The sequence below is a fragment of the Streptomyces sp. M2CJ-2 genome, assembly GCF_016757295.1.
Taxonomy (GTDB): Bacteria; Actinomycetota; Actinomycetes; order Streptomycetales; family Streptomycetaceae; genus Streptomyces.
In genome coordinates this window covers 23,842-50,152 of record NZ_JAESIF010000012.1, presented here as the reverse complement: position 1 = coordinate 50,152, position 26,311 = coordinate 23,842, and the positions used below count along the sequence as shown (strand labels likewise).

The following is a 26,311-nucleotide window of genomic DNA, read 5'->3' as shown; positions in this document are numbered from 1 at the left end:
ACCAGTTTCCCGTATCGGGAACCACACCGGGAGCGGAACTCGTCCCCGCTCCCGGCGACACCGGACCGCGGCCTCGGTCCGGCTCGTGCACCCACAGACTGCCTCGCGCCGTTGTCGTACGCGAGCCGTACTCTGGGGCCCATGCAGATCTCGTCGGACCGGCATGAGTATCCCGCCCACTGGGAGGCCGACGTGGTGCTGCGCGACGGCGGCACCGCGCGCGTGCGGCCCATCACCGTCGATGACGCCGAGCGCCTGGTCAGCTTCTACGAGCAGGTGTCGGACGAGTCGAAGTACTACCGCTTCTTCGCGCCCTACCCTCGCCTGTCCGCCAAGGACGTGCACCGGTTCACACACCACGACTTCGTGGACCGGGTGGGACTCGCGGCCACCGTGGGCGGCGAGTTCATCGCCACCGTACGCTACGACCGGATCGGCCCCGACGGAGCACCCGCCTCCTCCCACCCGTCGCCCGCCGGAGCGCCCGCCCCCGCGGTCTCCGACGAGGCCGAGGTCGCCTTCCTGGTGCAGGACGCCCACCAGGGCCGGGGCATCGCCTCCGCCCTCCTCGAACACATCGCCGCCGTCGCGCGCGAGCGCGGCATCCGCCGGTTCGCCGCCGAGGTGCTGCCGGCCAACAGCAAGATGATCAAGGTGTTCACGGACGCCGGGTACACCCAGAAGCGCAGCTTCGAGGACGGTGTCGTCCGCCTGGAGTTCGACCTCGAACCCACCGACCGTTCGCTGGCCGTGCAGCAGGCGCGCGAACAGCGCGCCGAGGCCCGTTCCGTGCGGCGCCTGCTCACCCCCGGCTCGGTCGCCGTCATAGGCGCCGGCCGCAGGCCCGGCGGCGTGGGCCGCAGCCTCCTCGACAACATCCGGGACGGCGGATTCACCGGCCGCCTGTACGCAGTGAACAAGGCCTTCCCGCCGGAGCTGAAGGAACTCGCAGGCGGCGACGGGAGCGAGGGGGTGCCCGCCCACCGTTCGGTGCGCGACATCGACGGGCAGGTCGACCTCGCCGTCGTCGCGGTACCCGCCGAGCAGGTCCCCGAGGCCGTCGCCGAGTGCGGCGAACACGGGGTGCGGGGGCTCGTCGTGACGTCCGCCGGATACGCCGAAGCGGGCCCCGAGGGCCGCGAGCGCCAGCGCGCCCTCGTCCGGCAGGCGCGTACGTACGGCATGCGGATCATCGGGCCGAACGCGTTCGGCGTCATCAACACCTCCCCGGACGTGCGGCTGAACGCCTCGCTCGCGCCCGAGATGCCGCGCCCCGGCCGCATCGGCCTGTTCGCCCAGTCCGGAGCCATCGGCATCGCCCTGCTGTCGCGGCTGCACCGGCGCGGCGGAGGCGTCACCGGCGTCACGGGCGTGTCCACCTTCGTCTCGTCCGGCAACCGCGCCGACGTCTCCGGCAACGACGTCATGCAGTACTGGTACGACGACCCGGACACCGATGTCGCCCTGATGTACCTGGAGTCCATCGGCAACCCCCGCAAGTTCACCCGCCTCGCCCGCCGGACCGCGGCGGTGAAGCCACTCGTCGTGGTCCAGGGCGCCCGCCACGGCGCCGGACCCCGCGGGCACGCCGTGCGCGCGACGCGACTGCCGCACGAGACCGTCTCCGCGCTGCTGCGACAGGCCGGGGTGATCCGGGTGGACACCATCACGGAACTGGTCGACGCGGGCCTGCTGCTCGCCCGCCAGCCGCTGCCGTCCGGGCCCCGGGTGGCGATCCTGGGCAACTCCGAGTCCCTGGGACTGCTCACCTACGAGGCGTGCCTCGCCGAAGGACTGCGCCCGCACCACCCGCTGGACCTCACCACCGCGGCGTCGGCGGCGGACTTCCACGCTGCCCTGTCCCGGGCGCTGGCCGACGACACCTGCGACGCGGTGGTCGTGACCGCGATCCCGGCACTGGGGGGAAGGACGGCCGGTTCCGTCGGCGACGCTGCGCTCGCCGAGGCGCTGCGCTCGGCCGCCGCCGCGACCCCGGCCAAGCCGGTCCTGGTGGTCCACGTGGAACTCGGCGGCCTGGCGGAGGCCCTGTCGGCGGCGGCGAGCACGGCCCCGCGGACGGAGCCGTCCGCCCGGCCCCGCCCCACCCCGCCGACCGGGGAGCGCACACCCGCCGACAGCCCTCCGCCGGCGCCCGTGCCCCTCCCCGAGGACGCCCACCTCATCCCCGCCTACCCCGCCGCCGAACGCGCCGTCCGCGCCCTCGCCCACTCCGTCACCTACGCCCAGTGGCGGCGGGACGCCGCCGACCCCGGCAAGGTGCCCCAGTACGAGGACATCGACGAGAAGGGCGCCGCCGAACTCATCCACGCGCAGCTCACCCGCGGGCAGGGCCTGACCCTCGGCACCGAGGAGACCTGCGGACTGCTCGGCGCCTACGGCATCCACGTCCACCGCGCCCTCCCGGCTCCCACACCCGACGCCGCCGTCGAGGCCGCCCGCACCCTGGGCCGTCCCGTCGCCCTCAAGGTGACCGCCCCGCACCTCAGGCACCGCGCCGACCTGGGCGGCGTACGGCTGGACCTGGCGAACGAGGAACAACTGCGCCGGGCGTACGCCGAACTGACCCAGCAGCTCGGCACGCCCGAGGAGTTGCGCCCCGTCGTGCAGCGGATGGCGCCGCGCGGTGTCGACACCATCGTCCGCGCGGTGATCGACTCCGCGGCCGGTGCCGTGCTGTCCTTCGGACTCGCCGGGCCCCCTTCGCAGCTGCTCGGCGACATGGCGCACCGGCTGATCCCGGTCACCGACCGGGAGGCGACCTCCCTGGTGAGGTCGATCCGCACCGCGCCCCTGCTGTTCGGCTGGCGCGGCTCGACCCCGGTCGACACCCCCGCGCTGGAGGAGTTGCTGCTGCGGGTGTCGCGGCTGGTCGACGACCACCCCGAGGTCGTCGCCGTCAGCCTGGAGCCGGTGGTCGTCGCCACCCACGGCGTGAGCGTCCTCAGCGCCTCCGTACGCCTGGCGCCGCCGCCCGCCCGCGACGACCTCGGCCCCCGGACGCTCCCGGCGTACTGACCGGCGTACCGAGGGGCGCAAGCCCTCGAGGTTCCGACTCGGCAGGCCAGCGGCTGTTTGACGGTGCGTCGAGCGGGCACCTGTGCCCCGTTCCGCCCGCCCGGCGAACGGAGAGAACGACATGCGCCTCGGGGGCATCGACGCCGACAGGACCGGGTCCCCCTCGCCCGGCACGACGTCCGCCCGGGGGAGGAGCGCCGGACTCTCCACCGGACCCACCGCCGAGCCCTCCGCCGTCCCCCGTCGTGCGTTCGACCGGTCCACCGCCCGGCCGGACGCACCTCTGCCGGAGCCCGACGCGGATCACCGGCCCCGTACGCGCACCGTGTGCCGGCCCTGACCGGGATGCCGTGCGGCTCCGCCGAGCCGTACGCCCGGCTCCGTGTGGCGCGGCGACGCCCCTTCGGGCGGCTCCCCCTGCTACACAGAGCACTGAATGCCGACGAAACCGGTGAACCGGACATAACCCCCCAAGGCTCGGGCGGAGGCCGCTCGCGCGTCAGCGGTCGGGCCACCGTGAAGGAGTAGGTGCTGACGTGCTGGTCCTGCTGGCCGCCTACGCGACGGTCGCAGTGTCGATCCCCTGGTGGGAACGGCGGCTCGGCCGCGCGGTGTGGGCCGTGGCGGCCCTGGTGCCGTCGGCGACGGTGGTCTGGGCGGGCACGCGGGCGGCGGGCGTCCTGGACGGCGGCGCGTACCAGGAGTCCCTGCGGTGGGCTCCGTCGCTCGGCCTGACGATCGATCTGCGCCTGGACGCCCTGTCGCTGCTGATGCTGTGGGTGGTGGCCGGTGTCGGGGCACTGGTGCTGCTGTACTGCCGCTACTACGTCGAACAGGACGCCGGCCCGCTGGCCGCTCTGCTGCTGGCCTTCGCCGGGGCGATGCTCGGACTGGTCCTGGCGGACAACCTCTTCGTGCTGTACGTCTTCTGGGAGCTGACCACGGTCGCCTCCTTCCTGTTGATCGCAGGGCCCGGAAAGCGGGCCGAGCAGCGCCGGGCCGCCCGTCAGGCCCTGCTGGTGACGGCGGCCGGCGGCCTGGCGATGCTGCTCGGTTTCATCGTGCTGGGCCAGGCGGCCGGCACCTACCGCGTCTCGGCGATCCTCGCGGACCCCCCACGGGGCGGCGCGGTCTCCGCCGCCGTGGTGCTCGTCCTGGTCGGCGCCTTCACCAAGTCCGCGCAGATGCCGCTGCACGGCTGGCTGCCCGCGGCGATGGTGGCCCCCACGCCGGTCAGCGCCTTCCTGCACGCGGCGGCGATGGTCAAGGCCGGGGTCTACCTGATCGCCCGCCTGGCGCCCGCCCTGGCCGACGTGGCGCCGTGGCGGCCGATGGTGCTCGGCGTGGGGCTCGCCACGATGGTGGTGGCCGCCTGGCGGGCGCTGCGCGAGACCGACCTGAAGCTGCTCCTCGCCTATGGGACCGTCAGCGAACTCGGTCTGCTGACCGCCCTGTTGGGCGCCGGAACCCGGACGGCGGCACTGGCCGGCGTGGTGATGCTGCTGGCGCACGCGGCGTTCAAGTCGGCGCTGTTCCTGTCCGTCGGGATCGTGGACCACCACACCGGTACCCGCGACATCCGGGAGCTGTCGGGACTGGGCCGCCGACTGCCCGTGCTCTTCGGCGTCACGGCACTCGCCACCGCGTCGATGGCCGGTCTGCCGCCCCTCGTCGGCTTCCTGGGCAAGGAAGCCGCCCTGGACGCGTTCCTGCACGGCACCGAACTCGCCGGCCACCAGCAGTTGACGGTGGTGCTGGTGTGCGGCTCCACGCTGACCGTGGCGTTCGCGGCACGGTTCCTGCACGGCGCCTTCGGAGGGCCGCCGACGGGGAGGGCGGCGCGGTCCGTGCGGAGCCCGGAGGCGGGATTCGTCGCCCCGGTGGCCGTACTGTCCGGGGCGGGCCTGGTGCTGGGCGTGGCGTACCCCGCCACGGCGGCCCTGACCACCGCCTACGCCGACACCTATCCGCCGGCAGCCGGCGGACCGTACGAACTGTCCCTGTGGCACGGCTTCACCCCGGTACTCGGGCTGTCCGCGCTGTCGCTCGTCGCCGGTGCCCTGATCCACGCGCTCCGCCGCCGTGCCGCCGCGGTGAACCGCCTGCCGCGCCTGACCGACGTGCAGCACGCGTACGACCGCGCGGTCGAGGGCGTGGACCGGCTGGCCGTGACACTGACCCGGCACACCCAGGTCGGCTCGCTGCCCGTCTATCTGACCGTGCTGCTCACGACGGTCGTCGCGGTGCCCGGCGCGGCCCTCCTGGCGGCGGCACCGTCGCTGGGGGCACCGCCCCTGTGGCGGTATTCGCTCGAACCGGTGCTGGCCGTGGTCATGCTGGCGGCCGCCGCGGCGGTGGTGGCCGCCCGGCACCGGCTCACCGCCATCCTGCTGACCGGGGCCGTCGGGTACGGCGCGGCGGGCCTGTTCCTGGTACGCGGAGCCCCGGACCTGGCGCTCACCCAGTTCCTGGTCGAGACGACGACGCTGGTCGTCGTGGTGCTGGTGCTGCGCCGGATGCCGGCCCGGTTCGATCCCGGCCGGAGGTCGGTGCCGGGGCGGGTGCTGCGGGGCACGGTGGCCGTCGGGGTCGGCGCCGTCGTCACCTGCTTCGCGCTGGCGGCGGCCTCCGCGCGGACGGCCCCGGTGATCTCGCCCGGGTACCTGCGCCGGGCGGCGGAGACGGGCGCCCTCAACGTCGTCGACGCGATCATCGTCGACTTCCGGGCCCTGGACACGCTGGGCGAGATCTCGGTCGTGCTGGTGTCGGCGGTCGGAGTGGGCAGCCTGATCCGGTTCCGCGACCGCGACGCGATACGGGGCGCCGACGAGGAGCCGCTCACCCGCTTCCCCACGACGCACTGGGACGAGCCCCGGCAGACCTGGCTGCCGGGAGCCGGTGAACGGCCCGGCGGCGAGCGCTCGGTCCTGATGGAAGTGGCCATCCGGCTGCTCTTCCCCTCGATCCTGGTGCTCTCGGTGTTCCTGCTGTTCTCCGGGCACTACCGCCCCGGCGGAGGGTTCTCCGGCGGACTGGTCGCGGGGCTGGCGTTCGTCCTGCGGTACCTCGTCGGCGGCCGGGCCGACCTCGGCGCCGCCGTACGCCTGCGCCCGGTCGCGGTCGCGGGCACGGGCCTGGTGATCGCGGCGGTCACCGCCCTGGCGCCGCTGACCGTCGGCGGTACGGCGCTGGACAGCAGTCTGCTGACCTGGCACCTGCCGCTGCTGGGCGAGGTGAAGTGGGCGACCAGCCTGTTCCTCGACGTCGGTGTCTACCTGCTCGTGGTCGGTGTCGTCCTCAAGCTCCTGTCGGCGGTGGGCGTCTCGCTCGGCGAGGCCGGTGCGGCGGCGGCCCGGGAAGGGGAGGCATCCGTCCGGTGAACGGCGCGGTGGACAACACGGTGAACACCCTCGACGTGACGATGGCCGTCGTGGTGGGCGGCCTGTTCACGCTCGGCTTCCACCTCATGCTGCAACGGTCCCTGATGCGGATCGTCCTCGGCTTCATCCTCCTGGGCCACGGCACCAACCTGCTGCTCCTGGTCGCCGGCGGTACCCCCGGCCGGCCCCCGGTACTGGACGGGAAGCCGGTGAACCCGGCGGAGCCCGCCGACCCGCTGCCCCAGGCCATGGCACTGACGTCGATCGTGATCACGTTCGGCCTCACGGCGTTCCTGATGGCCCTCGCCTACCGTTCCTGGCGGTTGTCCGGCAGCGACGAGGTGCGTGACGACGTGGAGGACCGGCGCATCGACATCGCCCTGCAGCGCGCCGGGTCCGACGAGGTGAGCGGCACCCACGGGGAAACCGACCGCGACGAGGGCGACGAACCCGACGAGGGCGACGAACCCGACGACGGCGACGAACCCGACGACGGCGACGAACCCGACGACGGCGACGGGCCTGGCGACGGCGACGAGCCGGACCACCGCGACCACGGCACCACCCCGGGGGACCACCGATGACCGCACTGCTGCTCACCCTGCCCGTGGTACTGCCGGTCCTGGCCGCCGGTGTGACCCTGCTCGGCCTGCCCGGCCGGGTGGTCCGCGCGATGAGCACCCTCGTCCTGGCGTGCGTCCTGGCGGACGCGGCGGCTCTGCTGGCCCTCGCCGAAACCCGCGGTCCGCAGGCCGTGCACGTCGGCGGCTGGCCGGCCCCGCTGGGCATCACGCTCGTCGCCGACCGGCTGTCGGCGCTCCTGCTCATGGTGTCCCTCCTGGTGACCCTGGCCGTGCTGCTCTTCGCCATCGGCCAGGGCACCGCCGAGGACCGCCGCAGCACGGCGGAGGTCTTCCACCCCGCCTACCTGCTGCTCGTCACCGGGGTGAGCCTGGCCTTCCTCACCGGCGACCTGTTCAACCTCTTCGTGGCCTTCGAAGTGCTGCTCGCCGCCTCCTACGTCCTGATCACCCTGGACGCCGACGGGAACCGCACCCGGGCGGGCATGACGTACACGATCATCAGCCTGACGTCCTCCCTGCTGTTCCTCACGCTCGTCGGCCTGGTGTACGCGGCCACCGGCACGGTCACCCTGGCCCAGCTCGGGCCGCGGCTCGCCGAACTCCCCGACGGCCTGCGCGGCGCGCTCGCCCTGCTGCTCCTGGCCGTCCTGGGCATCAAGGCGGCGCTCGTCCCCCTGCACTTCTGGCTGCCCGACAGCTACCCCACCGCGCCGGCGCCGATCACCGCCGTGTTCGCCGCACTGCTGACCAAGGTCGCCGTCTACGCCCTGCTGCGCACCCAGACGCTGCTCTTCCCGCGCTCCAGCGTGTGGGTCCTGCTGGCCTGCGTGGCGATCGCCACCATGATCGTGGGCATCCTCGGCGCCCTCGCGCAGGACGACGTCAACCGGCTGCTGTCCTTCGCCCTCGTCGGCCACATCGGCTTCATGCTGTTCGGGCTCGCGCTGTTCGACACCCTCGGGCTCACCGGCACGGTCCTCTACATGGTCCACCACATCGTCGTCCAGGCCGCGCTCTTCCTGGCCGCCGCCCTCGTCGTACGCCACACGGAGACGACGGGCCTGGAACGCATGGCGCAGCGGCCGCCCCCGACGCCGGTGGTCGCCGTGCTGTTCGCCCTTCCCGCCCTGAGCCTGGCCGGGATCCCGCCGTTCTCCGGGTTCGTGGCCAAACTGACCCTGCTGCGGGCCGGCGTGGGGCAGGGCGGCACCGCGGCGTACGCCCTCGCCGCGGCCGCCCTGCTCACCAGCCTGCTGACGATCTACGCCATGACCCGGGTGTGGACCAGGGCCTTCATGCGGCAGAAGCCGTACCCGGACCGCCGCGACGCGGACCGTCCGGACCCGCACCGCCGCGAAGGCGACCGCCGGACCCCGGCGCCGCGGGACGAGCCGACGGCCTCCGACACCGTCCGCAGCCCGGAGCCCCGCGCCGGCCGGTACGGGGCCGGGCTGATGACCGCCGCCACCGCCGTCATGGTGGTGGCCGGCGTCGCGGTCGCCGTCTGGGCGGGTCCGCTCGCCCACGTCGGCGAACAAGCCGCACGCGAACTGCTCGACCCGCGGGCCTACCGCTCCGCCGTCATGACCGGGGAGGACCGTTGACCCGCCGGGAGGAAGCCCACCGAGTCCGGCACCACCTGCCCATGATCGGCTGGCTGTGGCTGCTGTGGATCCTGCTGTGGGGGTCCGTGAGCCCGGTGGTCCTCGTCGGAGGCCTGCTCGCCGCCACGGCTGTCGTCGGGACCTTCTCCCTGCCGCCGGTCCTGCCGGGGGCCGTGCCCCGGCCACTGGCGATCGGGCGTCTGCTGATCGCCCTGCTGACCGATCTCGTCGGGTCCGGGACCACCGTCGCCTGGCAGGTCCTGAGGTACGGGGGAAGGACGTCCGCCGCGATCGTCGAGGTCCCGCTGCGCGTCGACAGCGACCTGCTGATCACCGCCGTGGCCGAGTTCACCACCATCGCGCCCGGCACGCTGGTGGTGGAGATCGACCGGCGCCGGCAACGGCTGTACGTCCACACGATCCCGGTCCACGACGAAGCAGACATCGCCCGCCGCAGAAAGGCGGTGCAGTCCGTGGAGCGCAGGGTCGCGCGGGCCGTCGGAACCACCCGCCGCCGCACCGGACCGCCCGGAGACGACGGTTCCGGGCTTTCCCCCGACCCCGATCGAGGAGGCAGAACACCATGACCGTCATGTACACCGCCACCCTGGCCGTGCTGTCGGTGGCCGGACTGCTCACCCTGCTGCGCCTCGTGCGCGGTCCGGACGCGCTCAACCGCATCGTGGCGCTGGACGTCCTGCTGACGATGATCATCGCCGGGACCGCCGTGGGCATGGCCGTGCGCGAGGACACCACACCCCTGCCCGTGCTCGTCGTCCTCGCCCTGCTCGCCTTCACCGGATCGGTGACGGCCGCCCACCTGATCGAGAAGCGGGCGGGCCTGCGATGACCGCCGTCTCCGACGTGATCACCGCCATCCTGCTCCCGGCCGGTGCGATCTTCTGCCTGCTCGGCTCCGTGGGACTGCTCCGCTTCCCGGACATCGGCAGCCGCCTGCACGCGGCCGCCAAGGCCCAGACGCTCGGCCTGCTGCTCATCCTGGCGGGAACCGCCGCGCAGATGCCCCTGCGCTACGCGCCGGTGCTCCTGCTCGTCATCCTGTTCCAACTGCTCACCGCGCCGATCACCAGCCAGATCGTCGGCCGCACCGCCTACCGGGTCCAAGCCCTCGACCGCCGCAAACTGTTCCGGGACGAACTCGCCGACCGTCTCGCGCTCGACGGCACCCCGGTGGACGAGCAGCCGTCGGGCGAGGACGCAGACCGGTGAAGCGGATCGGTGACGCCCCACCGCTCGAACGACCGGGCGGCTCCCGGCGGGCCCGCACCGGCGCGAGCGGGAGTGCCGCGACCGGTGCTTCGCAGTCAGCGGTCCCCCGTAGGATGGGCGCCATGGCCAAGACCAGTACGACGACCCAGGGGCTGCGGGCGGCGATCGAGCGCAGCGGCTACTACCCGGCCCTCGTGGCCGAGGCGGTGGAGGCCGCCGTGGGCGGCGAGCCCGTTCGGTCGTACCTGGTCCACCAGGAGACGACGTTCGACCAGAACGAGGTGCGGCGCCATGTGACCGTGCTCGTCCTCACCGGCAACCGCTTCATCGTCAGCCACACCGACGAGCAGGCCGCCGACACCACCTCCCCGACGCCCTACGCCACCACGTCCACGGAGTCCGTGAAGCTCGGCCGGATCTCGTCGATCGTGGTCAGCCGTGTGGTCGCCAACCCCGAGTCGTACAAGCCGGGCACCCTGCCCCGCGAGATCGTGCTCACCATCGGCTGGGGCGCGGTCTCCCGCCTCGACCTGGAGCCGGCCGCCTGCGGCGACCCCAACTGCGAGGCCGACCACGGCTACACCGGCAGCTCGACCGCCGACGACCTCAGCCTGCGGGTCAGCGAGGCCGGGGACGGCCCGGAGACGGTGCGCCAGGCGCTCACCTTCGCGCAGGCCCTCTCCGAGGCGACCGCGGACCCCACGAACTGATGACAGACACCTCCCGGACCCCGCACACCCCGAACCCCGCGCAGGCCGCCCACACCACCGCCTGGCCCCTCACGCCCGAGGCTTATCCCGAGCCCCTCGCCCCGGCCTCCGCGCCCCGGCCCGAGTACGGCACCGGCTCACTGGCCGACCTGCTGCCCACGCTCGCCGCGGGCATGGGCGTCCCCGGCCTCACCGCCGCGATCCCGGAACTGCCTCCCGCCGACCGGAACTGCGTGTTCCTGATCGACGGCCTCGGCTGGGAGCAGCTGAAGGCGCACCCCGAGGAAGCCCCGTTCATGGCGTCCCTGCTGCCCGGCTCGCGCGGCGGCACCGGACGGCCGATCACCACGGGCTACCCGGCCACCACCGCCACCTCCCTCGCCTCCGTCGGCACCGGTCTGCCGCCCGGAGCCCACGGCCTGCCCGGGTACACCGTGCGCAACCCGGACACCGGCGAGCTGATGAACCAGCTGCGCTGGCAGCCCTGGACCCGACCCGACGCCTGGCAGCCGCACCCCACCGTCTTCGAGCTGGCCCACCGCGCCGGGGTGCACGCCGCCCAGGTGTCCTCGCCCGCCTTCGCCCATACGCCGCTGACGAAGGTCGCGCTGAGCGGCGGCACCTTCCACGGGCGGCTGTCCGGCGAGGAGCGCATGGACCTCGCGGCCGAACAACTGGCCGCCGCCGACCGCTCCCTGGTCTACACGTACTACGCCGAGGTCGACGGCGCCGGACACCGCTACGGCGTCGACTCCGACACCTGGCGCGGCCAGCTCATGTACGTGGACCGCCTGGTCCAGCGCCTGGCCGAGCAACTCCCGCCGCGCAGCGCGCTCTACATCACCGCCGACCACGGGATGGTCGACGTGCCCTTCGACGAGGAGCACCGCATCGACTTCGACCACGACTGGGAGCTGGGCGCCGGGGTCGCCCTGCTCGGCGGCGAGGGTCGCGCCCGCCACGTCTACGCCGTCCCCGGTGCCGAGAACGACGTACTGACCTGCTGGCGCGAGGTGCTCGGCGAGCAGTTCTGGGTGGCCTCGCGGGACGAGGCGATCGCGGCGGGCTGGTTCGGCCCCCGCATCGACGACCGCGTGTACCACCGCATCGGCGATGTGGTCGCCGCCGCGCGGGACGACGTGCTGATCATCGCCTCGGAGCGGGAGCCGAACGAGTCGGCGATGGTCGGCAACCACGGTTCGCTGACCCCTGCCGAGCAGTTGGTCCCACTGCTCGAAGTACGCTCCTGAGGCTCCCGCCCGCCGACTCCCGGCCGTCGTCCCCGACCCAGCCCGCCCCCGCCGAAAGGTGCCCAACCTCCCATGCCCGAGCTCGTGTTCTTCTCCGGAACGATGGACTGCGGGAAGTCGACGCTGGCTCTCCAGATCGAGCACAACCGCTCGGCGCGCGGCCTGGTGGGCATGATCTTCACCCGTAACGACCGTGCCGGGGAGGGCAAGTTGTCCTCCCGCCTCGGCCTGGTCACCGACGCGGTGGAGGTCGGGGACCGCGCGGACCTGTACACGCACCTCGTCGACCACCTCACGCAGGGCCGGCGCGCGGACTACGTGATCGCGGACGAGGCGCAGTTCCTGGCACCGGAGCAGATAGACCAGCTCGCACGGGTGGTGGACGACCTGGAGATCGACGTCTACGCCTTCGGCATCACGACCGACTTCCGCTCCAAGCTGTTCCCGGGCTCCCAGCGCCTGGTCGAACTGGCCGACCGGGTGGAGGTGTTGCAAGTCGAGGCCCTGTGCTGGTGCGGCGCCCGCGCCACCCACAACGCCCGCACCGTCGGCGGAGTCATGGTCGTGGAGGGCGCCCAGGTGGTGGTCGGCGACGTCACCGACTCCGCGGACGAGATCGGCTACGAGGTCCTGTGCCGCCGCCACCACCGCCGCCGCACGACAGCCGCGACAGCCCGCGCGGCGGCACTGTCGCCGGACGTGCTGCCGATCACTCCGGCCTGACCGGACAGGTCAGCCGGTACGGGGTTTGCCGAACTCCTCGATCAACACGGGATACTGCTCCCCACCGTGTCCTGCGGCGATCGAGCGGTCGGCCAACGCCTTGATCAGCCGCGGCAGTTCGGCGTTGACACCCATCGCCTCGCTCTCCTCGATCAGGTGTGCCATGGCCCGTACGTCGGTCTCCAGGGCCGACACCTCCGCCGGGAAGGAACCGCTGTCGACCTGCCGGGCATACCCGGGAAGCCACCCGGCCACCCCCACCGCGATCTGCCGCGCGAACGGCGCGTATGTCGCGGCGTCGACACCGGCCGCCAGGAGCAGAGCGGTGCCCTGGAGCCAGGCGTTCAGGACGCTCCACATCATGGCCAGACCGGCCACGTCGTACAGGGACGCCAGGCCGTGGTCCGCACCGAGGTAGGTGACGGTGCCGAGCGAGTCGAGTGCCGGCCTGTGCGTCTCGAAGTCCGCCCGCGGCCCGCTGTGCAGGATCACCGCCTCGGCGGTGCCGATCGCCGGAGGAACGGCCATGATGGCGCCGTCCAGATAACGGGCGCCGTGCGACTCGGCCCACCGGGCGGTTTCCCGGGCCTGCGCCGAACTGCCCGAGGTCAGGTTGACCAGCGTCGTTCCGTCGAGCTCGACGTCGCTCGCGCCGAACAGCTCGTGCACGGCCTGGTAGTCGGTGACGCAGACGACCGTCAGGGAACTGGCCTTGAGCGCGTCGCCGACCGTCGGCGCCGACCGGGCACCGTCGGCCACCAGCTGATCGGCCTTGGCGGCCGTACGGTTCCATACGGTTGTGGGATGTCCGGCTTTCAGGAAAACGCGGGCGAGGGCCTGACCCATCAGTCCGAGCCCGATGACTGTCACGGATGTGTCGGTTGCGTTCATGGCAGCATCCTCGACATTGATACCGGTGTGAAGGTCAAGCGAGGTCGCGATGCGTATCGGAGAACTGAGCAGCAGGACGGGCGTCAACGCCCATCAACTGCGCTACTACGAGGCCCAGGGCCTGCTGGAGGCGGAGCGCGGTGCGAACGGCTACCGGAAGTACGGGGAGAGCGCCGTGCTGCGGGTGAAACAGATCCGCCACCTGCTCGGCGCCGGTCTGTCCTCCGAGGACATCGCGTACCTGCTGCCCTGTGCGGTGGGAGAGGCCCCGGACCTGATCGGGTGTCCCGAGTCACTGGCCGCGATGCGGGCACGGCTCCAGCGGCTGGACGACCAGATGGACCGGCTCGCCCGATCCCGCGACACTCTGGCCGACTACATCGACGCGGCCGAGCGCAGCGGCAGCCGGACCTACCCGCCCTTCGAGGGCGCCGACCAGCAGCCCGTACCCGCCTGACGGAACGGGTACCTGCGCCTACATGAGAGCCTGCCGTCCGGCAGGAAGCAGCAGGGCTCTCACGACCGTACGAGCGTCAGACGCGCCCCTCCGACGAGGCCAGCCCGATGAACCCCGCCCACGCGTCACGCGTCACCGTGAGGACGGGCCCGGCGGTGGCCTTGGAGTCCCGGACGTGCACAACTGCCGTACCGGTCGCGACCTCTACGCATTCGCCGCCCTCGGCTCCGCTGTAGCTGCTCTTGAACCAGGCGAGGCCGGAGGCGACGGTCGAGGACTCAGCGTTGTTCATAGCGATCCCAGCACCCCTTCGATGAGCTCCAGTGACTCTCGCGAAGTGAGAGCCTGTGATCGGATGATCCCATAGCGTGCGGCAGCGAGAGCTGTTTGTTCCGGATCGGTTTGGAGAGCGCTCGTCCCTTGCGCCTCGGCATAGGCGAACTTCTTGCCGTCCTTGCGCGTAACGATCGTGAACGGGCCGTCCACGCCTGCGTTGACCTCACAGCCAATCGGCATGACTTGGATCGAGACGTTTCGCTTCCGGCCGACCAGGAGTAGATGTTCCAACTGTCCCTGTAGCACGTGCTTTCCACCATACGGGTGTCGCAACACTGCCTCCCCGACCACGAAGCTCAGGAGCGGTGCGGGCCAGTTGTCGAAGATGTCCTGGCGGGCAAGCCGTGCCGCGACCCGCTGCTCAATGGTCTCCTCGTCCAGGACCGGGCATCGCATGCTCAGCACGGCCCGCATGTACTCCTCGGTCTGTACCAGGCCGTTGAACACGAGCGTGCTGTAGGAGAGCAGCTCCATGGCCTCCTTCTCCAAGGCGGCCATCCCCTGAAAGAACACCGGATACTGCGCCCGCTCCACCTGCTCCTTCCACAGGCACAACAACCCACCCGCCCCCAGCACTTCATCGGCCCGCTCGATCGCCTGGGGCGAAGGAATCCTCCGCCCCTGCTCGAACGAGGCGATCGTGGACGCCGAGTACCCGAGCCGCCTTCCGAACTCCTCGCGTTCCAGACCCTCCCGTACCCGCAGCGCCTTCATGGTCTGCCCGAACGCGACGACGACCCCTCGCCCCGCCTCGTCCTCCGGGCGCCGCCCGGCTCCGTCGTCGTTGTCCCAGCCGCCCCCGAGACTCACGACCGCTCCCGCGCCACCGTGTCCACGCTCCCCGGGAACCGCCTCGGCCCCCGCCACCGCGCCCTTGCGCTCCGCCATGTCCACCACCGCCTCTTCTGCTCAACGCCCCGCGAGGGACGCCGTCACGGCACGCGGCTCGTACTCCCGCGGAGCGCGCGCGTACAGCCGCTCCCTGTCGCTGCGTTACCGCTGACCACGCTAAGTAAACGCCGGGATTGTGTGGGGCGTGACGATGAAACCCGTCAACCCCACCGGCACCACCCAACTCGCCACCTCCTGCGCCTCTTTGAGGGAACGGTTACGACCCGAGCGTGAATGAACAGGCTTCTCTGGAAATCGAGTTGGACCTGCGGATAGGTGTGGCGACGGCACGGTGACTGATCGCCCACGGGGGGGGAGTGCGTCGACCCGGCTCCCCGGAGCAACGGTGTCAGCCCACACGACTAAGTTTGCTGGCCACTGATCTCAAGGGGGATATCACCATGAGCCTTCATCCCGACGTGGCCGTACTGCTCGATCTCGTACCGGCGGACTTCGCGGGCGGAGAGCGAATCGACTGGGATGTGGTTGAAACCGAGCTGGGCACCGGGCTTCCGAGCGACTACAAGGCTCTGCTGGACACATACGGCGTGGGCGATATCGGAGATCTCGTCATCCTGCCACCACTCCCCAGTGACGTGCGCGGATGGGGAAAGTGCCATATCGGAGGCTACGCGGTCGGCCTGCGTGAGCTCTGGGACACGGACAAAGGCGTTCCGGGCGTGACGCTCGGTGCCGACGCCGTCCTGCCTTGGGGCTCCGGAATGAACGCCAACGAGATGGCCTGGCTCATGAACGACCCCGATCCGGACAAGTGGCCTGTCGTGGCCTGGCGTCGGCAGCACTCGTGGAACGAGTCGAGCTGGGCTTTGTTCGACTGCGGCATGGTCCAGTTCATCACCCGGATGATGCTGGGCCAGTTCGACGCCTGCCCACTCGGCGACGCATCGCTCTGGAAACGGACGGATGTCTTCGTCAGTTGGCGGGAGCAAGAGCGACGATTCGTGGCCGGCCTGGACCCGCTCACCGGCGAACCAGACCCCTACGCCGACATGTTCCCCATCACCGACGACTGACCCCGACCAGGTCCAGGGCCGGACGGCGAGGACCCGATGGTGTTCCTCCGGGTGGTGCAAGGGATCTGAAGGTGGTGTTGTGGGTCGAGCCGGTCGCGCTGCTCGGCGGGAGGGGGGATCGAGTGACGGTGTGTCGGTCCTTGCCGGGGCGGCCGGCTGTTCGTGCGGGCGGTTTTCCGTGACTGCCCGGTGGGACGGCGGCCTCGACGTGGGCGATGCCGGGACACCCGCCCATGCCCCGGGGAGGGCACACCATCCCAGAGTCGTGAGCACTTCGGCCACCACTGTCCTGATGCCGCTCGTTTGAGCGTTCACGTGACACATGCCCGCCGACTGCTCACGGTTTTCGGCAGAGCACCCGTCTCCGGCCCCGCAGCACCGGGACCGTGAAGATCCCCTGCACCACCCGGTGGGGCACCATCCGCCACCTGCGTCACAGCAGCGTCGGCCGCTGGCTCGAACAGACGGGAAGGGCCCTGGACACCGAGCCCAGCGGAACACCCCGGCCCGGCCGCGCAGTCGTGCGCGGTTCGCGGCGGCCGTACCGTGCGCCCTGCCCTCCTGATCCCGGACGTGCGTCTCACCGAGGTCGTAGGGCAGGTCCGTGAACCACTCGTCCACCTGGCTGTCCACCGCCCGGGCCCGGGAGGCCAGTACCGGCAGCAGTCCGGGCCCGTGGCTGATGCCGGGTACGCGCGGTGTTCGGCGGCGATGCACGCCGTCGTTCCTGGTTGCGTCTGCCCACTGCCGTATCTCATGCCCACGGAGGTGTCGCCGTATCCGCGCCCACCGTAGTGGCCCTGGCCGCCCGCTCGCGGAGCCTCTCAGGCGTGCGCTTGAATGGTCGAATGGCTGTAGTAATGGACGAGGAGACGGTGTGCGCGTTCGCCGACGACACCGAGGTCACCGAGGGGCGGATCCTGCTCGCCGACGGTGCGGTGATCGAGGCGGAGAGCGAGTCCCGAGGCATCGGCGGTCTGGTGCGGGACGGCTCGGGCACCGCCTGCGGGGTATGGGTGCAGGTCGTGGGGCGGGAACTGACGGCGGAATGCGATGGTGCGTGCGCCCCGACGTCAGGACGCCTGTGCCGGCATGCCGTCGCACTCGCCCTGCACGCCGTCGAACGGCGCCTGCCCTGGCACGCCACGCCTGTCGACGACGCTCGCCGTGCCCCGGGTGAAGCCCTGAACACGCTCACCGCCGTGGAGAAGGCCACAGTGCTGGACCGGCTGCTGGAGGCCCGGCCCGAACTGCGCGCGGAAGCCGACCGGTTGGCCGTACGCGTGCTGGACCCGCGGGCACGCGCCGAACTGGCAGCCCTTCAGGAGAGAACCGCGGGCGAGGTCGAGCACGCCCTGCGCGCCCTGGACATCGACCAGTTGAGCACCGGCCATCGCCCGGGCTTCGGATACACCGACGTCCACGAGGCCGCGAGCCGCCTGATCGAGCCGGTCATCGAGCAGTACGAGGCCGATGTCCGTCGCCGTCTGGAGTTGGGCATGCTCGACGCGGCCGAGGCCTTGGCCCTCGGCGTACTCGACGGCCTGGGCGCCTGCGAAGGCGACCACGACGGTGACGAGGTGCTGTGCTACGCAGGCGAGGACCTCGCCGAGATCTACGGGTACACCATCCGCGAACTGATGCACACCGCGGGCCGGGCCGTGGAGTAGCCACGCAGTGCCCGGATCCGCCGGGAGGTGGCTGCCCCGGAGAGGGATCCGGTCCATGACCTGGTCGAACATTGCCCGCCAGCGGTCAGGATCTGCGGCCACCGCACGATCTTCAGGAGTCCACACGCCCCCGATGATCACGCGGTGGCCGTACCCGTTCCCAGCGATGGCGTCCCGCCGGGTGGTGCAGGGGATCAAGGCGCTGGAATCCGCAGGTGGGGGCGGTCGGCTCCGCCGAATCGAGTGTCCGGCCCGTCTCAACGGGACACTGTGCGGACTGCCGCTTCCCCGAAGAGCACCACGGACCTCGTACCGGAACGTGAAGGGCTTGATCGCCTGCACCGCGTCGTGGGACACGGCCTTCCCAGCCGGGCCCGTAGCAAGATCACGAAACCAGGCAGGCCCTGATACGCCGAAGTCAGTAAGCACGACGTTGGGGCCATGATCTTGTGGTGTGGGAGCTGCCGCGCAGTTCGGCGTGGCGGCGGCGCGGTCGTCCCGGCTGCGATCAGCTCTCCGTGGGCCGTGCTTCCCTGCCGTGGACGTGCTGGGTTCCGTGCTGCACGGCGTACACGACGGCGGAGTCCCGGGCCGTGTTCGTCTGCCGCAGGACGCCCGCCGGGCGGCCGTCCGTGGGGGTGCCGCAGAGGGAGTCGACGAGGCGGGCGAGCGGGTCACGGCTGGCGGGTTCCTGGCGCAGCAGCGCCGCCAGTTCCTGGGTCCAGTAGCCGTAGAGCGCCTGCCGCACGTCGTCGGGGCTGGGGGAATCCCGTACCAGCTCGGCGTTGCCGTCGAGCTGGGTCTCCAGCGCGGCACGGCGGCCGCGGCGGAACAGGCCGGTGATCGCTCCTCTGGTCTCCTGCCAGGCGTCGGTGGCCATCGCCGTGACCAGCGCGGCGGCGCCCGCCTGCGCGAGTAGGGTCAATTCGTCGTTCACAGCTGCTCCTTCACGATCCGTCCCATGATCCTTTTCGCGGTCCTTTGTCGACGCGGATGTGCATGTCGCCGTTCTGCGTGGCGTATACGACACCGTTCCCCGAAGCCCTGCTGACCTGCTTCGAGCCGCCCTGTGCCCGGTCACGCTTCCTGGTGGCCGCTTTGCCGGCGGGCGCCTTCGGTTCCCGCGGCGGCGTCCACCCGGGTGTGTGGAGCCAGGCATCAGCAGTGAACTCCTTCAAGGTGAAACTCACTCGGTGGAAGGCGGCCGGATCGACGCCGTCGTATCCGTGCCGCACCGTCTCGTCGTAGAAGTGCTGCGACATCAGCAGTGAGACGGGCACGGTCTGCGGCGCCCCGGCCAGGGCCTTGCGCGCGGGAGGGGCGTCGAGCAGCCGGGCCAGGGCCTCCAGCGGGGCTCCGACGACAGGGCCTGCCGGCATGAGGCAGACCTCTCCGGCGTGCAGCGCGGTACGCACCCGGATCCGCGTCGACTGTTCCCGGGTGCGGTCGTTGTGGTCGCGCAGCAGAGCGGCCAGCTCGTGGACGAGCGGGTGGACGAGGCTCGCCTTCCGCGTCCCGGCGGGCGCGGTCACGCGCAGACCGTCGCCCAGGTCCTCCCGTACGCACGCGTCCCAGTCGAGGCCGCTGCGCACGAACGCCTCGCGGAGCAGGGCCCGGAGCGTCTCACGGTTGCGCACCAGGGCCACGTTCCCCCGCCCGGACGACTTCTCGATGTCCACGGCCAGGACAGCCCGGTACTCCCACTGTGCTTTCATACGGCCCTTCTTCGACTCGCCGCCGTTTCTCCCTTCCACTGTGCCCCGGTGCCCCGGGATGAACTCCGTAGGATTACAGGGTTCGGTGGACACTGAGTCCGAGCGAAGTGGTGGGACCCGGGGGGAAGGTGGGGTCATGGACGGCGGACGCCGCAGCCGCGCGGAGAGCGGGCGGCCGTACAAGGAGCGGGACTGGCCCGGGGCGAGCCTGCTCGGCCGTCTCGGCCCGGCCGACCGCGACCATCTGCTCACCCTGGGGGCGCGGGTGCCGTACCCGGCCGACCACGTGCTCATGTGGGAGGCCGAGCAGACCGACCACGTACTGATCCTGCTCAGCGGCCTGGTCAAGGTCACCGGCCACGCCGACGACGACCGTGAGGCCCTCCTTGCCGTACGCATGCGTGGCGACCTGCTCGGCGAACTCGCCGCGCTGGACGGGCAACCGCGCTCGGCCACGGTGACCACCTGCGGCCCCGTCGTCACCCGGACCGTGCCTCGGGCGGAGTTCCTCGCGTGTCTGCGGGACCGACCCCGGGTCGCGCACGCCGTCAACCAGTCCGTCGTGGCCAAGCTGCGGGCCGCCAACACCCACCGGGTCAACTTCATCGGCTGCGACGCCGCCACCCGGCTGGCTCGTGTGCTGCACCATCTCGCAATGACGTACGCGGAACGGGACGGCGACAGCGCGGTGATCCGCTGGCCGATCACCCAGCCCGAACTCGCGACCCTGGCGGGTGCGTCCGAGCCCAGCGTGCAGAAGGCTTTGCGCCGGCTCCGAGGCAAGGGAGTCGTTACCACCGGCTACCGCTCCATCCGCGTCGACGGTCTCGAGCAGCTGAGGTCGATCGGGTACTCCGAGGCCTGAAGTCCTTTGCTTCTAAGAGGAGTTGGGATTATTCATGTGCGTGGGGTGACCAAGATGAATGGGCCGTCACAAAACCGTATTTTGACGGTGGGGCCGTGTGAGCCTGTGGCTAGCGTGACGCCTGCAGAGATCGGCGCGAGTAGTACGACGGGGTAGCCATGGCGAGCATCGACGAAGACGGCAACGAGCAAGACGACAACGAACAGGACGGCAGTCGGCGAGCGGACGGTCAGCCGACGGGAAATCAGGTCACGATCGGCGGGGACGCCACCGCGCCCGTGATCGCCGGGAACCACATCGCGTACATCGGCGCACAGCACGGTTCCACTGTGAACGTACTGGTCGAAGGCGAACGCCCCCGGCCGAGGCGCCGCGAACGCGTCGAGCTGCCCCCTCGGCGGCAGAGCGCCCCGGTCGGCCGCGCCGCCGATCTCGCGTCGATCGAGGCCGCGCTCCAGAACGGAAGGACGGTGCAGCTGTGGGGGCCGGCCGGCGTCGGCAAGAGCGCGCTCCTGCGGCACGCGGCCCGCACGCTCGGCGCGGGACCCAACGGAAAGCTGTTCCTCGACGCCGCCGGACGCGAGCCCGAGGACCTGGCCCAGGACATCTTCGAAGCCTGCCACGAGACCCATGGCTACGCCCCGTCGCACACCGAGCTGCGCCATCTCATGGCGGGCATGGAAGTGACGGTGTACGTCGACAACGCCGACTACACCGAGGAACAGTTGCGCAAAGTCATGGACGCGGCCCCGGACGCGACCTTCGTCTTCGCCGGGCGGGCGAACTCGCTGCTGGGCTCCGACAGCAGGGCCCATCGAGTCCAGGGCATCGACCGGCTCGCTGCGATGTTGCTGCTGGCATCGGAACTGGGCCGTCCTCTCGACGAGTCGGGCGAGCAGGACATCGCCACCGCGCTGTGGGAGACCGCGTCGGGCACGCCGTTGCTGCTGCTGCGCGCGGCGGCCGTGGCCCGGCTCGACCCGTCGGGCGAGTCCGTACTGCCCAGGCCCGGTGCGGTGCGGGAGCTGCTGCCCCCGCTGTTCGACCGGCTCGACGGCTCTTCGCTGCGCGCCCTGCACCTCCTGGCGACCTTCGGCGACGCCGAGCTCGCCCCGGTGCACATCGGTGCCCTGAGCGAGACCCCGGATCCGGCGTCGCTGTGCGAGGAACTGGCGAGGCTCGGCCTGGCCCAGGAGACGGAGCTGGGCTATCGCGTGGCCACGGACGTCATCCCGGCGTTGCGGCAGCGCGAGGGCCTGGTGCCGTACTCACTGGAGCGGCTGTGCGCCTACTTCGCGGAGTGGGCGGCACGGCCGACCACCCAGGCATCCCAAGTCAGCGATCAAGCAAGGGCGTTCGAGGTTCTGGCGGAGCTCGCCGAGCGTTCGGGGCGGGATGACCTGGCGGTCAGGCTCGTACGGGCCGCCTCGCCCGCCCTCGCCCGCTCCCTGCGCTTCGGCGTCTGGGGGCGCCTGCTCGACCGGGGCCTGCCGGCCGCGCAGCGGGACGGGGACCGGCAGTCCGAGGCGTACTTCACGCACGAGCGCGGCATCCGCAACATCCTGACCGGCAATCGGACCCTCGCGGCGGTGCTGTTGGTGCAGGCGGGGGTCCTGTGGCGGCAGTTGGGCGATACACAGGGCGCCGAGGCGGCGTCGGCGGCCCAGCAGTACGTCCCGCAGCAGGCACCGCCGCCTGACACGGGAGCGGGACCGGACGCGTCCGCGCAGGGCGATGCGAGCACACCAACGGACGTGAGCGGCTCACCGACGGGGGCTGATGCGACGCCTGGCCCGGACGCGGGTTCTTCGGGCCCTGACCCGACACCGGTCCAGAACACGGACCCTTCAGGATTCGATCCGACGTCGGTGCCGGACGTGAGTGGTTCTGTGGCGCCGGATCCGACGTCGGTGCAGGACGTCAGCTCCGCGGTGCCGGACCCGACATCCCTGCAGAACGCGACCGCGCCGGGAACCGGCATGCCGGTCGATCCCGGACCAGCCGCGTCCTCGGCGACGGGGGCACCGCCGCCCGGCCTCGCGGAAACCGGGACCACCCTCACCGGAGGCGGAACGGCAGCGGGAGGCGGGGTGGCATCGGCCGGAGCCGCCGTGGTCCTCAAGGTGGCCGCGGTGATCGCCGCCGTCGCCATCGGAGCCGTTGCCATCCAGCAGAACCAGGACTCGTCGGACCCGGCCGACAGCGCTCCAGATGTCACCGTCACCACGCCGGGTCTGGGCATCGACAACGACGGCCCCACGGACGCGGTCCCCGCAGAACCGGAACCCGATCCCACCGGCCTGGCAGGCCGGTGGCTGGACAGCGAAGGGAGCGGTTTCGAGTTCGTCGAGGCGGGACCCGGGAGCTACACGGCGCAGCTCGCCTGCGGAGACACGGTCACTGCCGAACCCACCGGCAGCGGCGATACCTACACCTTCACCGCACCGGGGTACGACGCGGCCGACGGCTCATGCGGAGACGTCCTCGGCGAGATCACCACGACGATCACCATCGCCCCGGACGGCGACACCGCCGAGGCCACACGCGAGATGACGTCCACCGTCGCTGACGGGGTGACCTGCACCTGCACGCCCTACACCCTGACCCGTGTGCCCTAGCCCGAGGAGCCCCCCCATGGCACAGAAGCCCGCCAGCCAGAACAAGATCCACATCGGCGGCAACGCCTCCGGTCCCGTCGTCGCCGGCGACAACATCCGCATCAAGGTGACCCAGCCCGCCGAGACAGCCCAGACCAACACGGCGAGGGAGGACGGCACCGTCTACGCCGCCGCCAACGGCGACATCCACGTCCACCACGACGAGACGGGCGACGAGGGAGAGGACGCCGACGAAGACCCGGGGCGATGACCGGGCCTTTGCACGCAGCCAATCGATCACGACAACACACAGACTCTGGAAGCGGGCTGATGGGCAACTGAGCCCCCGGTGCCCCGGGTTCGGAGAGACCGGCGGGTTCGCCCCTCGCCGGCTCGCACGGGGTCGCCCTTGCATCCGGGTCGTATTGTTCATGAGCGGCGGCCGGGCAGAACGGCCTGTCGTGGGGAATGCGCCCTTGACGCTTGCGGTCCGGCGCCCCGCCGCGGAACACCCTGCGCCGGGTCCGTCGGGAGGACCCCGACGGACCGTCGCCGGTCACCGGCCGTGCCACCACCTGGCCAGGGGGTTCGACGCCCAGCGCCGGGCCCCGTCCCGGGAGTCGGGCTCCCTCCCCGAGGAGTCCGCGCCCTCGTGTGCCGAGGACGGGGGAGCGGGATCGGGAGCCGGGGCAGGGCCGGTGGTTCGTCGGGTGTCACCGCTCCCCCTGTCGGGGGAGGGCGGGGAGGCCGGGACGGGCGTGCCTGTGGGCGCGGGAGTGGCCCTGACCGCGGGTGGGAAGGTCACCGGCAGGGCGACGAGGCCCCGGGTGAAGGGACTGGGCCGCCAGGTCAACTGTTCTGCGGGGACCGCGAGGGAGAGGTCCGGGAGCCGGTCGAGGACGCACTCGATGGCCACGGAGGCGATCACGTGGGCGGGTTCCCGGGCGGGGCAGCGGTGCGGTCCCGCCCCCCAGGCCAGGTGTGCGCGGTTGCCGGTACGCAGGCTGCCGGCCAGCGCGGGGTCGTTGTTGGCGGCGGCGAAGCTGATCACCACGGGCTCCCCCGCCTGCAGCGGGACCCCCTCCAAGGTGGTGTCCACGTACGGGTAGTGCACCGCGTAGTTGGCCATCGGAGGGTCGGTCCACAGGACCTCGCTCAGGGCGTCCTCGACCAGGAGCCTGCCGTCGCCGACACTGCCGGCGAACCGCTCGTCGGAGAGCAGCAGCCGCAGCGTGTTGGCGATCAGGTTCTGTTCCTGCTCGTATCCGGAGGCCATGATGACGATGAGCTGGTGGATCAGTTCCTCGACGCTCAGCTGGACCCGGTGCTGGACGAGCCAGGTGGTCACGTCCTCGCCGGGCCGTGCGCGCTTGAGAGCGATCATGTCGGCCATGCAGCGCACCAGTTCGTTGTCCGCCTTCCCGGGTTCCACTCCGTCGAAGAGGTCGGTCGTGGCGGCGACCACTCGGTCGCTGTACTCGGGCGGGCAGCCGAAGAGGGCGGTGAGGAGGTACGCGGACAGGGGTTTGGCGTAGTCGTTCAGCAGATCGGCCTCGCCCTTCGTCGCGAAGCCGTCGATGAGCAGGCCGGCGGTGCGTTCGACGTGCTCGCGCAGGGCGAGGACGTCCACGCGCTGGAAGGCGTCGGACACGGCAGCGCGCAGGCGGGCGTGTTCGGCGCCTTCGGTGCGCTGGCAGTTCGGACGCGGCGCCATCGCCTGGAGTGCGAGACTGTCGGCCGGGACGCGCCCCTCGTTCAGAGCCCGCCAGCGACGCGAGTCCTTCCCGTACTTGTCCGTGGTCCGCAGGACCTGGAGGGCGGCGCGGTAACCGGTGACGAGCATGACGTCGACCCCGGGGAGGATCTCCGCAGGGGCCACGGGGCCCTGCCGGCGCAGCCGCTCGTAGACGTGTGCGGGGTCGGCCGTGAAGTCCGGCCCGTACAGGGGGAGGCCCCCGCCGTTGTGTGCCGGGCAGCCGGGGGGCGGTACGGCTGTGGAATCCGGGTGGGAGGTCACGCAAGCTCCTGGGCGGTACGGGTCTGCAGATACTGGACGAGGGCGATCAGCGCCGCGGAGGAGGATGCACGGTCCCGGGCGTCGCAGAGAACGAGAGGGGTCTCGGGGAGGAGGTCGAGCGACTCGCGGATCTCCTCACCGGCGAAGTGCGGCGAGCCGTCGAAGTGGTTGACGGCGACGGCGTAGGGCAGTCCGCGTTCCTCGAGGAGATCCATGACGGGGAAGGACGCATCGAGGCGGCGGGTGTCGGCAAGGACCAACGCCCCCAGGGCCCCGCGGGTCATGTCCTTCCACAGCGGCAGGAACCGCTCCTGACCGGGGGCGCCGAACAGGTAGAGCACGAGGCTGTCACTGACGGTCAGCCGGCCGAAGTCCATGGCGACGGTGGTGGTGCGCTTGCCCCGGGTGCCCGTCAGGTCGTCGATGTGGGCGCCGGCCTGGGACATGGTCTCTTCGGTGCTCAGCGGGCGGATCTCCGAAAGAGTGCCGACCATGGTGGTCTTGCCGACGCCGAAGTGGCCGGTGACCACGATCTTCACGGCTTTGGTGACGGTGTCCCTCAGATAGCGGACGTCAGAGGAGGGAACGGAGTCCATTGAGGAGTTCTTCCAGGATCTGTGCGTCGTGGAGCTGGGCCGGGGGTATGGGGACGCGGGTGGTGACGTGCCCGGTGTCGACGAGGTCGGAGATCAGGACCTTCGTGACGCTGACCGCCAGGCCCAGGTATCCGGCGATCTCGACGACCGACAGCGGGCCCCCGAGGCACAGCTCCATGAGGCGCCGTTTCTCGGGGGTGAGGTCGTCGGTCGGCAGGTCGCGCGCGGCGACCACGAGGGTGACCGGGTCGAGGGTGTTGCGAGTGGGCCTGGCACGGCCCTCCGTCACCACGTAGGGCCGCACCAGGCCTCCCTCCCGTCTGGGCGGGTTCATGCGGAGTGGTCCGTGTCGCCCCGCGGCGGGCTGGTCATCTCCTTGCCCAGACGGTCCACCAGCTTGTGCATCCGGTAGGTCACCGCCTCCATGTCCACGGTGCTGTCCGCCGAGACGGCCAGGTAGGTGCTGTCTCCCGCCGCCACGACGAAGACGTAACCGGCGTCGAACTCGACGAGTGTCTGGCGCCAAGGAGTGTCCGAGGAACCGCAGAACTCGGCAGTGCTACGGCTGATGGACTGCAGACCGGACAAGCCTGCGGCCTGCCGCTCGGCCTCGTCGCGGTCGATGTTCCGGGAGTGGGCGCGCAGCAACCCGTCGGCCGACAGGAGGATCGCGTGGAGCGCTCCCGGTACCTCCAGGGCGTCCTCGAGCATCCAGTCCAGATTCC

25 protein-coding genes are annotated in these 26,311 nt (G+C 71.5%); 16 read left to right on the top strand and 9 right to left on the bottom strand.

Features of this window, described 5'->3' with window-relative positions; all coding sequences use genetic code 11:
- The first annotated feature begins 141 nt into the window (after positions 1-141).
- From JL475_RS12715 to JL475_RS12675, 10 genes are all read left to right on the top strand, one after another.
- Positions 142-3,036 (top strand): bifunctional GNAT family N-acetyltransferase/acetate--CoA ligase family protein, encoded by a 2,895-nt coding sequence (locus JL475_RS12715; protein WP_202277694.1) that lies wholly within the window; start codon positions 142-144, stop codon positions 3,034-3,036.
- Between the two features lie 536 nt (positions 3,037-3,572).
- Complete coding sequence (locus JL475_RS12710) at positions 3,573-6,416, top strand: Na+/H+ antiporter subunit A (RefSeq protein WP_202277693.1); 2,844 nt, start codon at positions 3,573-3,575, stop codon at positions 6,414-6,416.
- Positions 6,413-7,000: a Na(+)/H(+) antiporter subunit C gene (locus JL475_RS12705; protein WP_307825035.1), complete on the top strand. Its 588-nt coding sequence runs from the start codon at positions 6,413-6,415 to the stop codon at positions 6,998-7,000. The genes JL475_RS12710 and JL475_RS12705 overlap by 4 nt, the downstream gene beginning before the upstream one ends.
- Entirely contained in the window at positions 6,997-8,604 is a 1,608-nt protein-coding gene (locus JL475_RS12700) for a Na+/H+ antiporter subunit D (protein ID WP_202277692.1), read from the top strand. The genes JL475_RS12705 and JL475_RS12700 overlap by 4 nt, the downstream gene beginning before the upstream one ends.
- Complete coding sequence (locus JL475_RS12695) at positions 8,601-9,191, top strand: Na+/H+ antiporter subunit E (RefSeq protein WP_202277691.1); 591 nt, start codon at positions 8,601-8,603, stop codon at positions 9,189-9,191. Before JL475_RS12700 ends, JL475_RS12695 begins: the two co-directional genes overlap by 4 nt.
- A complete protein-coding gene (locus JL475_RS12690) occupies positions 9,188-9,454 on the top strand; it encodes a monovalent cation/H+ antiporter complex subunit F (RefSeq protein ID WP_109380149.1) in 267 nt (88 codons plus the stop codon). Before JL475_RS12695 ends, JL475_RS12690 begins: the two co-directional genes overlap by 4 nt.
- Positions 9,451-9,834, top strand: a complete 384-nt coding sequence (gene mnhG / locus JL475_RS12685) for a monovalent cation/H(+) antiporter subunit G (protein WP_202277690.1) — start codon at positions 9,451-9,453, stop codon at positions 9,832-9,834. Before JL475_RS12690 ends, mnhG begins: the two co-directional genes overlap by 4 nt.
- A gap of 122 nt (positions 9,835-9,956) precedes the next feature.
- Positions 9,957-10,544 (top strand): DUF5998 family protein, encoded by a 588-nt coding sequence (locus JL475_RS39945; RefSeq protein WP_237406933.1) that lies wholly within the window; start codon positions 9,957-9,959, stop codon positions 10,542-10,544.
- Complete coding sequence (locus JL475_RS12680) at positions 10,544-11,794, top strand: alkaline phosphatase family protein (protein WP_237406931.1); 1,251 nt, start codon at positions 10,544-10,546, stop codon at positions 11,792-11,794. The genes JL475_RS39945 and JL475_RS12680 overlap by 1 nt, the downstream gene beginning before the upstream one ends.
- Before the next feature lie 72 nt (positions 11,795-11,866).
- Positions 11,867-12,517, top strand: a complete 651-nt coding sequence (locus JL475_RS12675) for a thymidine kinase (RefSeq protein ID WP_202277689.1) — start codon at positions 11,867-11,869, stop codon at positions 12,515-12,517.
- Positions 12,518-12,526: 9 nt separating this feature from the next.
- Here JL475_RS12675 and JL475_RS12670 read toward each other — a convergent pair whose 3' ends face one another.
- Positions 12,527-13,408 carry an NAD(P)-dependent oxidoreductase gene (locus tag JL475_RS12670; protein WP_202277688.1) on the bottom strand — a complete coding sequence of 294 codons (882 nt, stop codon included), beginning with the start codon at positions 13,406-13,408 and terminating at the stop codon, positions 12,527-12,529.
- Between the two features lie 49 nt (positions 13,409-13,457).
- On the opposite strand from JL475_RS12670, the gene JL475_RS12665 reads away from it, so the two are divergent.
- The gene (locus JL475_RS12665; RefSeq protein WP_202277687.1) at positions 13,458-13,865 is read left to right on the top strand and encodes a MerR family transcriptional regulator; all 408 of its coding nucleotides are present in this window, start codon (positions 13,458-13,460) and stop codon (positions 13,863-13,865) included.
- 76 nt (positions 13,866-13,941) lie between these two features.
- On the opposite strand, the gene JL475_RS12660 is transcribed toward JL475_RS12665, so the two are convergent.
- Positions 13,942-14,157, bottom strand: coding sequence for a DUF397 domain-containing protein (locus JL475_RS12660; protein ID WP_202277686.1), 216 nt, complete (start codon positions 14,155-14,157; stop codon positions 13,942-13,944).
- On the bottom strand, positions 14,154-15,089 hold the full coding sequence (locus JL475_RS12655; RefSeq protein ID WP_202277685.1) for a helix-turn-helix transcriptional regulator: 936 nt from the start codon (positions 15,087-15,089) through the stop codon (positions 14,154-14,156). The genes JL475_RS12660 and JL475_RS12655 overlap by 4 nt, the downstream gene beginning before the upstream one ends.
- 404 nt (positions 15,090-15,493) lie before the next feature.
- Between JL475_RS12655 and JL475_RS12650 the strand changes: the two genes are divergently transcribed.
- Both JL475_RS12650 and JL475_RS12645 read left to right on the top strand, forming a co-directional pair.
- Positions 15,494-16,126 carry a hypothetical protein gene (locus tag JL475_RS12650; protein ID WP_202277684.1) on the top strand — a complete coding sequence of 211 codons (633 nt, stop codon included), beginning with the start codon at positions 15,494-15,496 and terminating at the stop codon, positions 16,124-16,126.
- Between the two features lie 848 nt (positions 16,127-16,974).
- Positions 16,975-17,796: a hypothetical protein gene (locus JL475_RS12645; protein WP_202277683.1), complete on the top strand. Its 822-nt coding sequence runs from the start codon at positions 16,975-16,977 to the stop codon at positions 17,794-17,796.
- A gap of 508 nt (positions 17,797-18,304) precedes the next feature.
- Here JL475_RS12645 and JL475_RS12640 read toward each other — a convergent pair.
- A complete protein-coding gene (locus JL475_RS12640; protein ID WP_202277682.1) occupies positions 18,305-18,733 on the bottom strand; it encodes a hypothetical protein in 429 nt (142 codons plus the stop codon).
- 10 nt (positions 18,734-18,743) lie between these two features.
- The gene (locus JL475_RS12635) at positions 18,744-19,511 is read right to left on the bottom strand and encodes a hypothetical protein (RefSeq protein ID WP_202277681.1); all 768 of its coding nucleotides are present in this window, start codon (positions 19,509-19,511) and stop codon (positions 18,744-18,746) included.
- Between the two features lie 136 nt (positions 19,512-19,647).
- Here JL475_RS12635 and JL475_RS12630 point away from each other — a divergent pair, with 136 nt between their 5' ends.
- From JL475_RS12630 to JL475_RS12620, 3 genes are all read left to right on the top strand, one after another.
- Entirely contained in the window at positions 19,648-20,376 is a 729-nt protein-coding gene (locus JL475_RS12630) for a Crp/Fnr family transcriptional regulator (RefSeq protein WP_202277680.1), read from the top strand.
- Between the two features lie 158 nt (positions 20,377-20,534).
- The gene (locus tag JL475_RS12625) at positions 20,535-22,994 is read left to right on the top strand and encodes an ATP-binding protein (RefSeq protein WP_202277679.1); all 2,460 of its coding nucleotides are present in this window, start codon (positions 20,535-20,537) and stop codon (positions 22,992-22,994) included.
- 16 nt (positions 22,995-23,010) lie between these two features.
- Positions 23,011-23,244: a hypothetical protein gene (locus tag JL475_RS12620; protein WP_202277678.1), complete on the top strand. Its 234-nt coding sequence runs from the start codon at positions 23,011-23,013 to the stop codon at positions 23,242-23,244.
- Positions 23,245-23,529: 285 nt separating this feature from the next.
- On the opposite strand, the gene JL475_RS12615 is transcribed toward JL475_RS12620, so the two are convergent.
- The 4 genes from JL475_RS12615 to JL475_RS12600 are packed head-to-tail and all read right to left on the bottom strand — an operon-like array spanning position 23,530 to position 26,297.
- On the bottom strand, positions 23,530-24,990 hold the full coding sequence (locus JL475_RS12615) for a cytochrome P450 (RefSeq protein ID WP_202277677.1): 1,461 nt from the start codon (positions 24,988-24,990) through the stop codon (positions 23,530-23,532).
- The gene (locus JL475_RS12610; RefSeq protein ID WP_202277676.1) at positions 24,987-25,586 is read right to left on the bottom strand and encodes an ATP/GTP-binding protein; all 600 of its coding nucleotides are present in this window, start codon (positions 25,584-25,586) and stop codon (positions 24,987-24,989) included. The genes JL475_RS12615 and JL475_RS12610 overlap by 4 nt, the downstream gene beginning before the upstream one ends.
- Entirely contained in the window at positions 25,564-25,920 is a 357-nt protein-coding gene (locus JL475_RS12605; RefSeq protein WP_202277675.1) for a DUF742 domain-containing protein, read from the bottom strand. The genes JL475_RS12610 and JL475_RS12605 overlap by 23 nt, the downstream gene beginning before the upstream one ends.
- Entirely contained in the window at positions 25,917-26,297 is a 381-nt protein-coding gene (locus JL475_RS12600) for a roadblock/LC7 domain-containing protein (protein ID WP_202277760.1), read from the bottom strand. The genes JL475_RS12605 and JL475_RS12600 overlap by 4 nt, the downstream gene beginning before the upstream one ends.
- Positions 26,298-26,311: the final 14 nt, after the last annotated feature.

What these genes read in the sequence shown, in the direction of transcription:
- JL475_RS39945 (WP_237406933.1), top strand. Translation starts at nt 9,957, where the DNA reads ATGGCCAAGACCAGTACGACGACCCAGGGGCTGCGGGCGGCGATCGAG.
- JL475_RS12635 (WP_202277681.1), bottom strand. Translation starts at nt 19,511, where the DNA reads ATGAAAGCACAGTGGGAGTACCGGGCTGTCCTGGCCGTGGACATCGAG.
- JL475_RS12675 (WP_202277689.1), top strand. Translation starts at nt 11,867, where the DNA reads ATGCCCGAGCTCGTGTTCTTCTCCGGAACGATGGACTGCGGGAAGTCG.
- JL475_RS12605 (WP_202277675.1), bottom strand. Translation starts at nt 25,920, where the DNA reads ATGAACCCGCCCAGACGGGAGGGAGGCCTGGTGCGGCCCTACGTGGTG.
- JL475_RS12645 (WP_202277683.1), top strand. Translation starts at nt 16,975, where the DNA reads ATGGCTGTAGTAATGGACGAGGAGACGGTGTGCGCGTTCGCCGACGAC.
- JL475_RS12625 (WP_202277679.1), top strand. Translation starts at nt 20,535, where the DNA reads ATGGCGAGCATCGACGAAGACGGCAACGAGCAAGACGACAACGAACAG.
- JL475_RS12630 (WP_202277680.1), top strand. Translation starts at nt 19,648, where the DNA reads ATGGACGGCGGACGCCGCAGCCGCGCGGAGAGCGGGCGGCCGTACAAG.
- JL475_RS12655 (WP_202277685.1), bottom strand. Translation starts at nt 15,089, where the DNA reads ATGGCGGAGCGCAAGGGCGCGGTGGCGGGGGCCGAGGCGGTTCCCGGG.
- JL475_RS12620 (WP_202277678.1), top strand. Translation starts at nt 23,011, where the DNA reads ATGGCACAGAAGCCCGCCAGCCAGAACAAGATCCACATCGGCGGCAAC.
- JL475_RS12680 (WP_237406931.1), top strand. Translation starts at nt 10,544, where the DNA reads ATGACAGACACCTCCCGGACCCCGCACACCCCGAACCCCGCGCAGGCC.
- JL475_RS12670 (WP_202277688.1), bottom strand. Translation starts at nt 13,408, where the DNA reads ATGAACGCAACCGACACATCCGTGACAGTCATCGGGCTCGGACTGATG.
- JL475_RS12600 (WP_202277760.1), bottom strand. Translation starts at nt 26,297, where the DNA reads ATGCTCGAGGACGCCCTGGAGGTACCGGGAGCGCTCCACGCGATCCTC.
- JL475_RS12700 (WP_202277692.1), top strand. Translation starts at nt 6,997, where the DNA reads ATGACCGCACTGCTGCTCACCCTGCCCGTGGTACTGCCGGTCCTGGCC.
- JL475_RS12650 (WP_202277684.1), top strand. Translation starts at nt 15,494, where the DNA reads ATGAGCCTTCATCCCGACGTGGCCGTACTGCTCGATCTCGTACCGGCG.
- JL475_RS12665 (WP_202277687.1), top strand. Translation starts at nt 13,458, where the DNA reads ATGCGTATCGGAGAACTGAGCAGCAGGACGGGCGTCAACGCCCATCAA.
- JL475_RS12610 (WP_202277676.1), bottom strand. Translation starts at nt 25,586, where the DNA reads ATGGACTCCGTTCCCTCCTCTGACGTCCGCTATCTGAGGGACACCGTC.
- JL475_RS12660 (WP_202277686.1), bottom strand. Translation starts at nt 14,157, where the DNA reads ATGAACAACGCTGAGTCCTCGACCGTCGCCTCCGGCCTCGCCTGGTTC.
- mnhG (WP_202277690.1), top strand. Translation starts at nt 9,451, where the DNA reads ATGACCGCCGTCTCCGACGTGATCACCGCCATCCTGCTCCCGGCCGGT.
- JL475_RS12690 (WP_109380149.1), top strand. Translation starts at nt 9,188, where the DNA reads ATGACCGTCATGTACACCGCCACCCTGGCCGTGCTGTCGGTGGCCGGA.
- JL475_RS12715 (WP_202277694.1), top strand. Translation starts at nt 142, where the DNA reads ATGCAGATCTCGTCGGACCGGCATGAGTATCCCGCCCACTGGGAGGCC.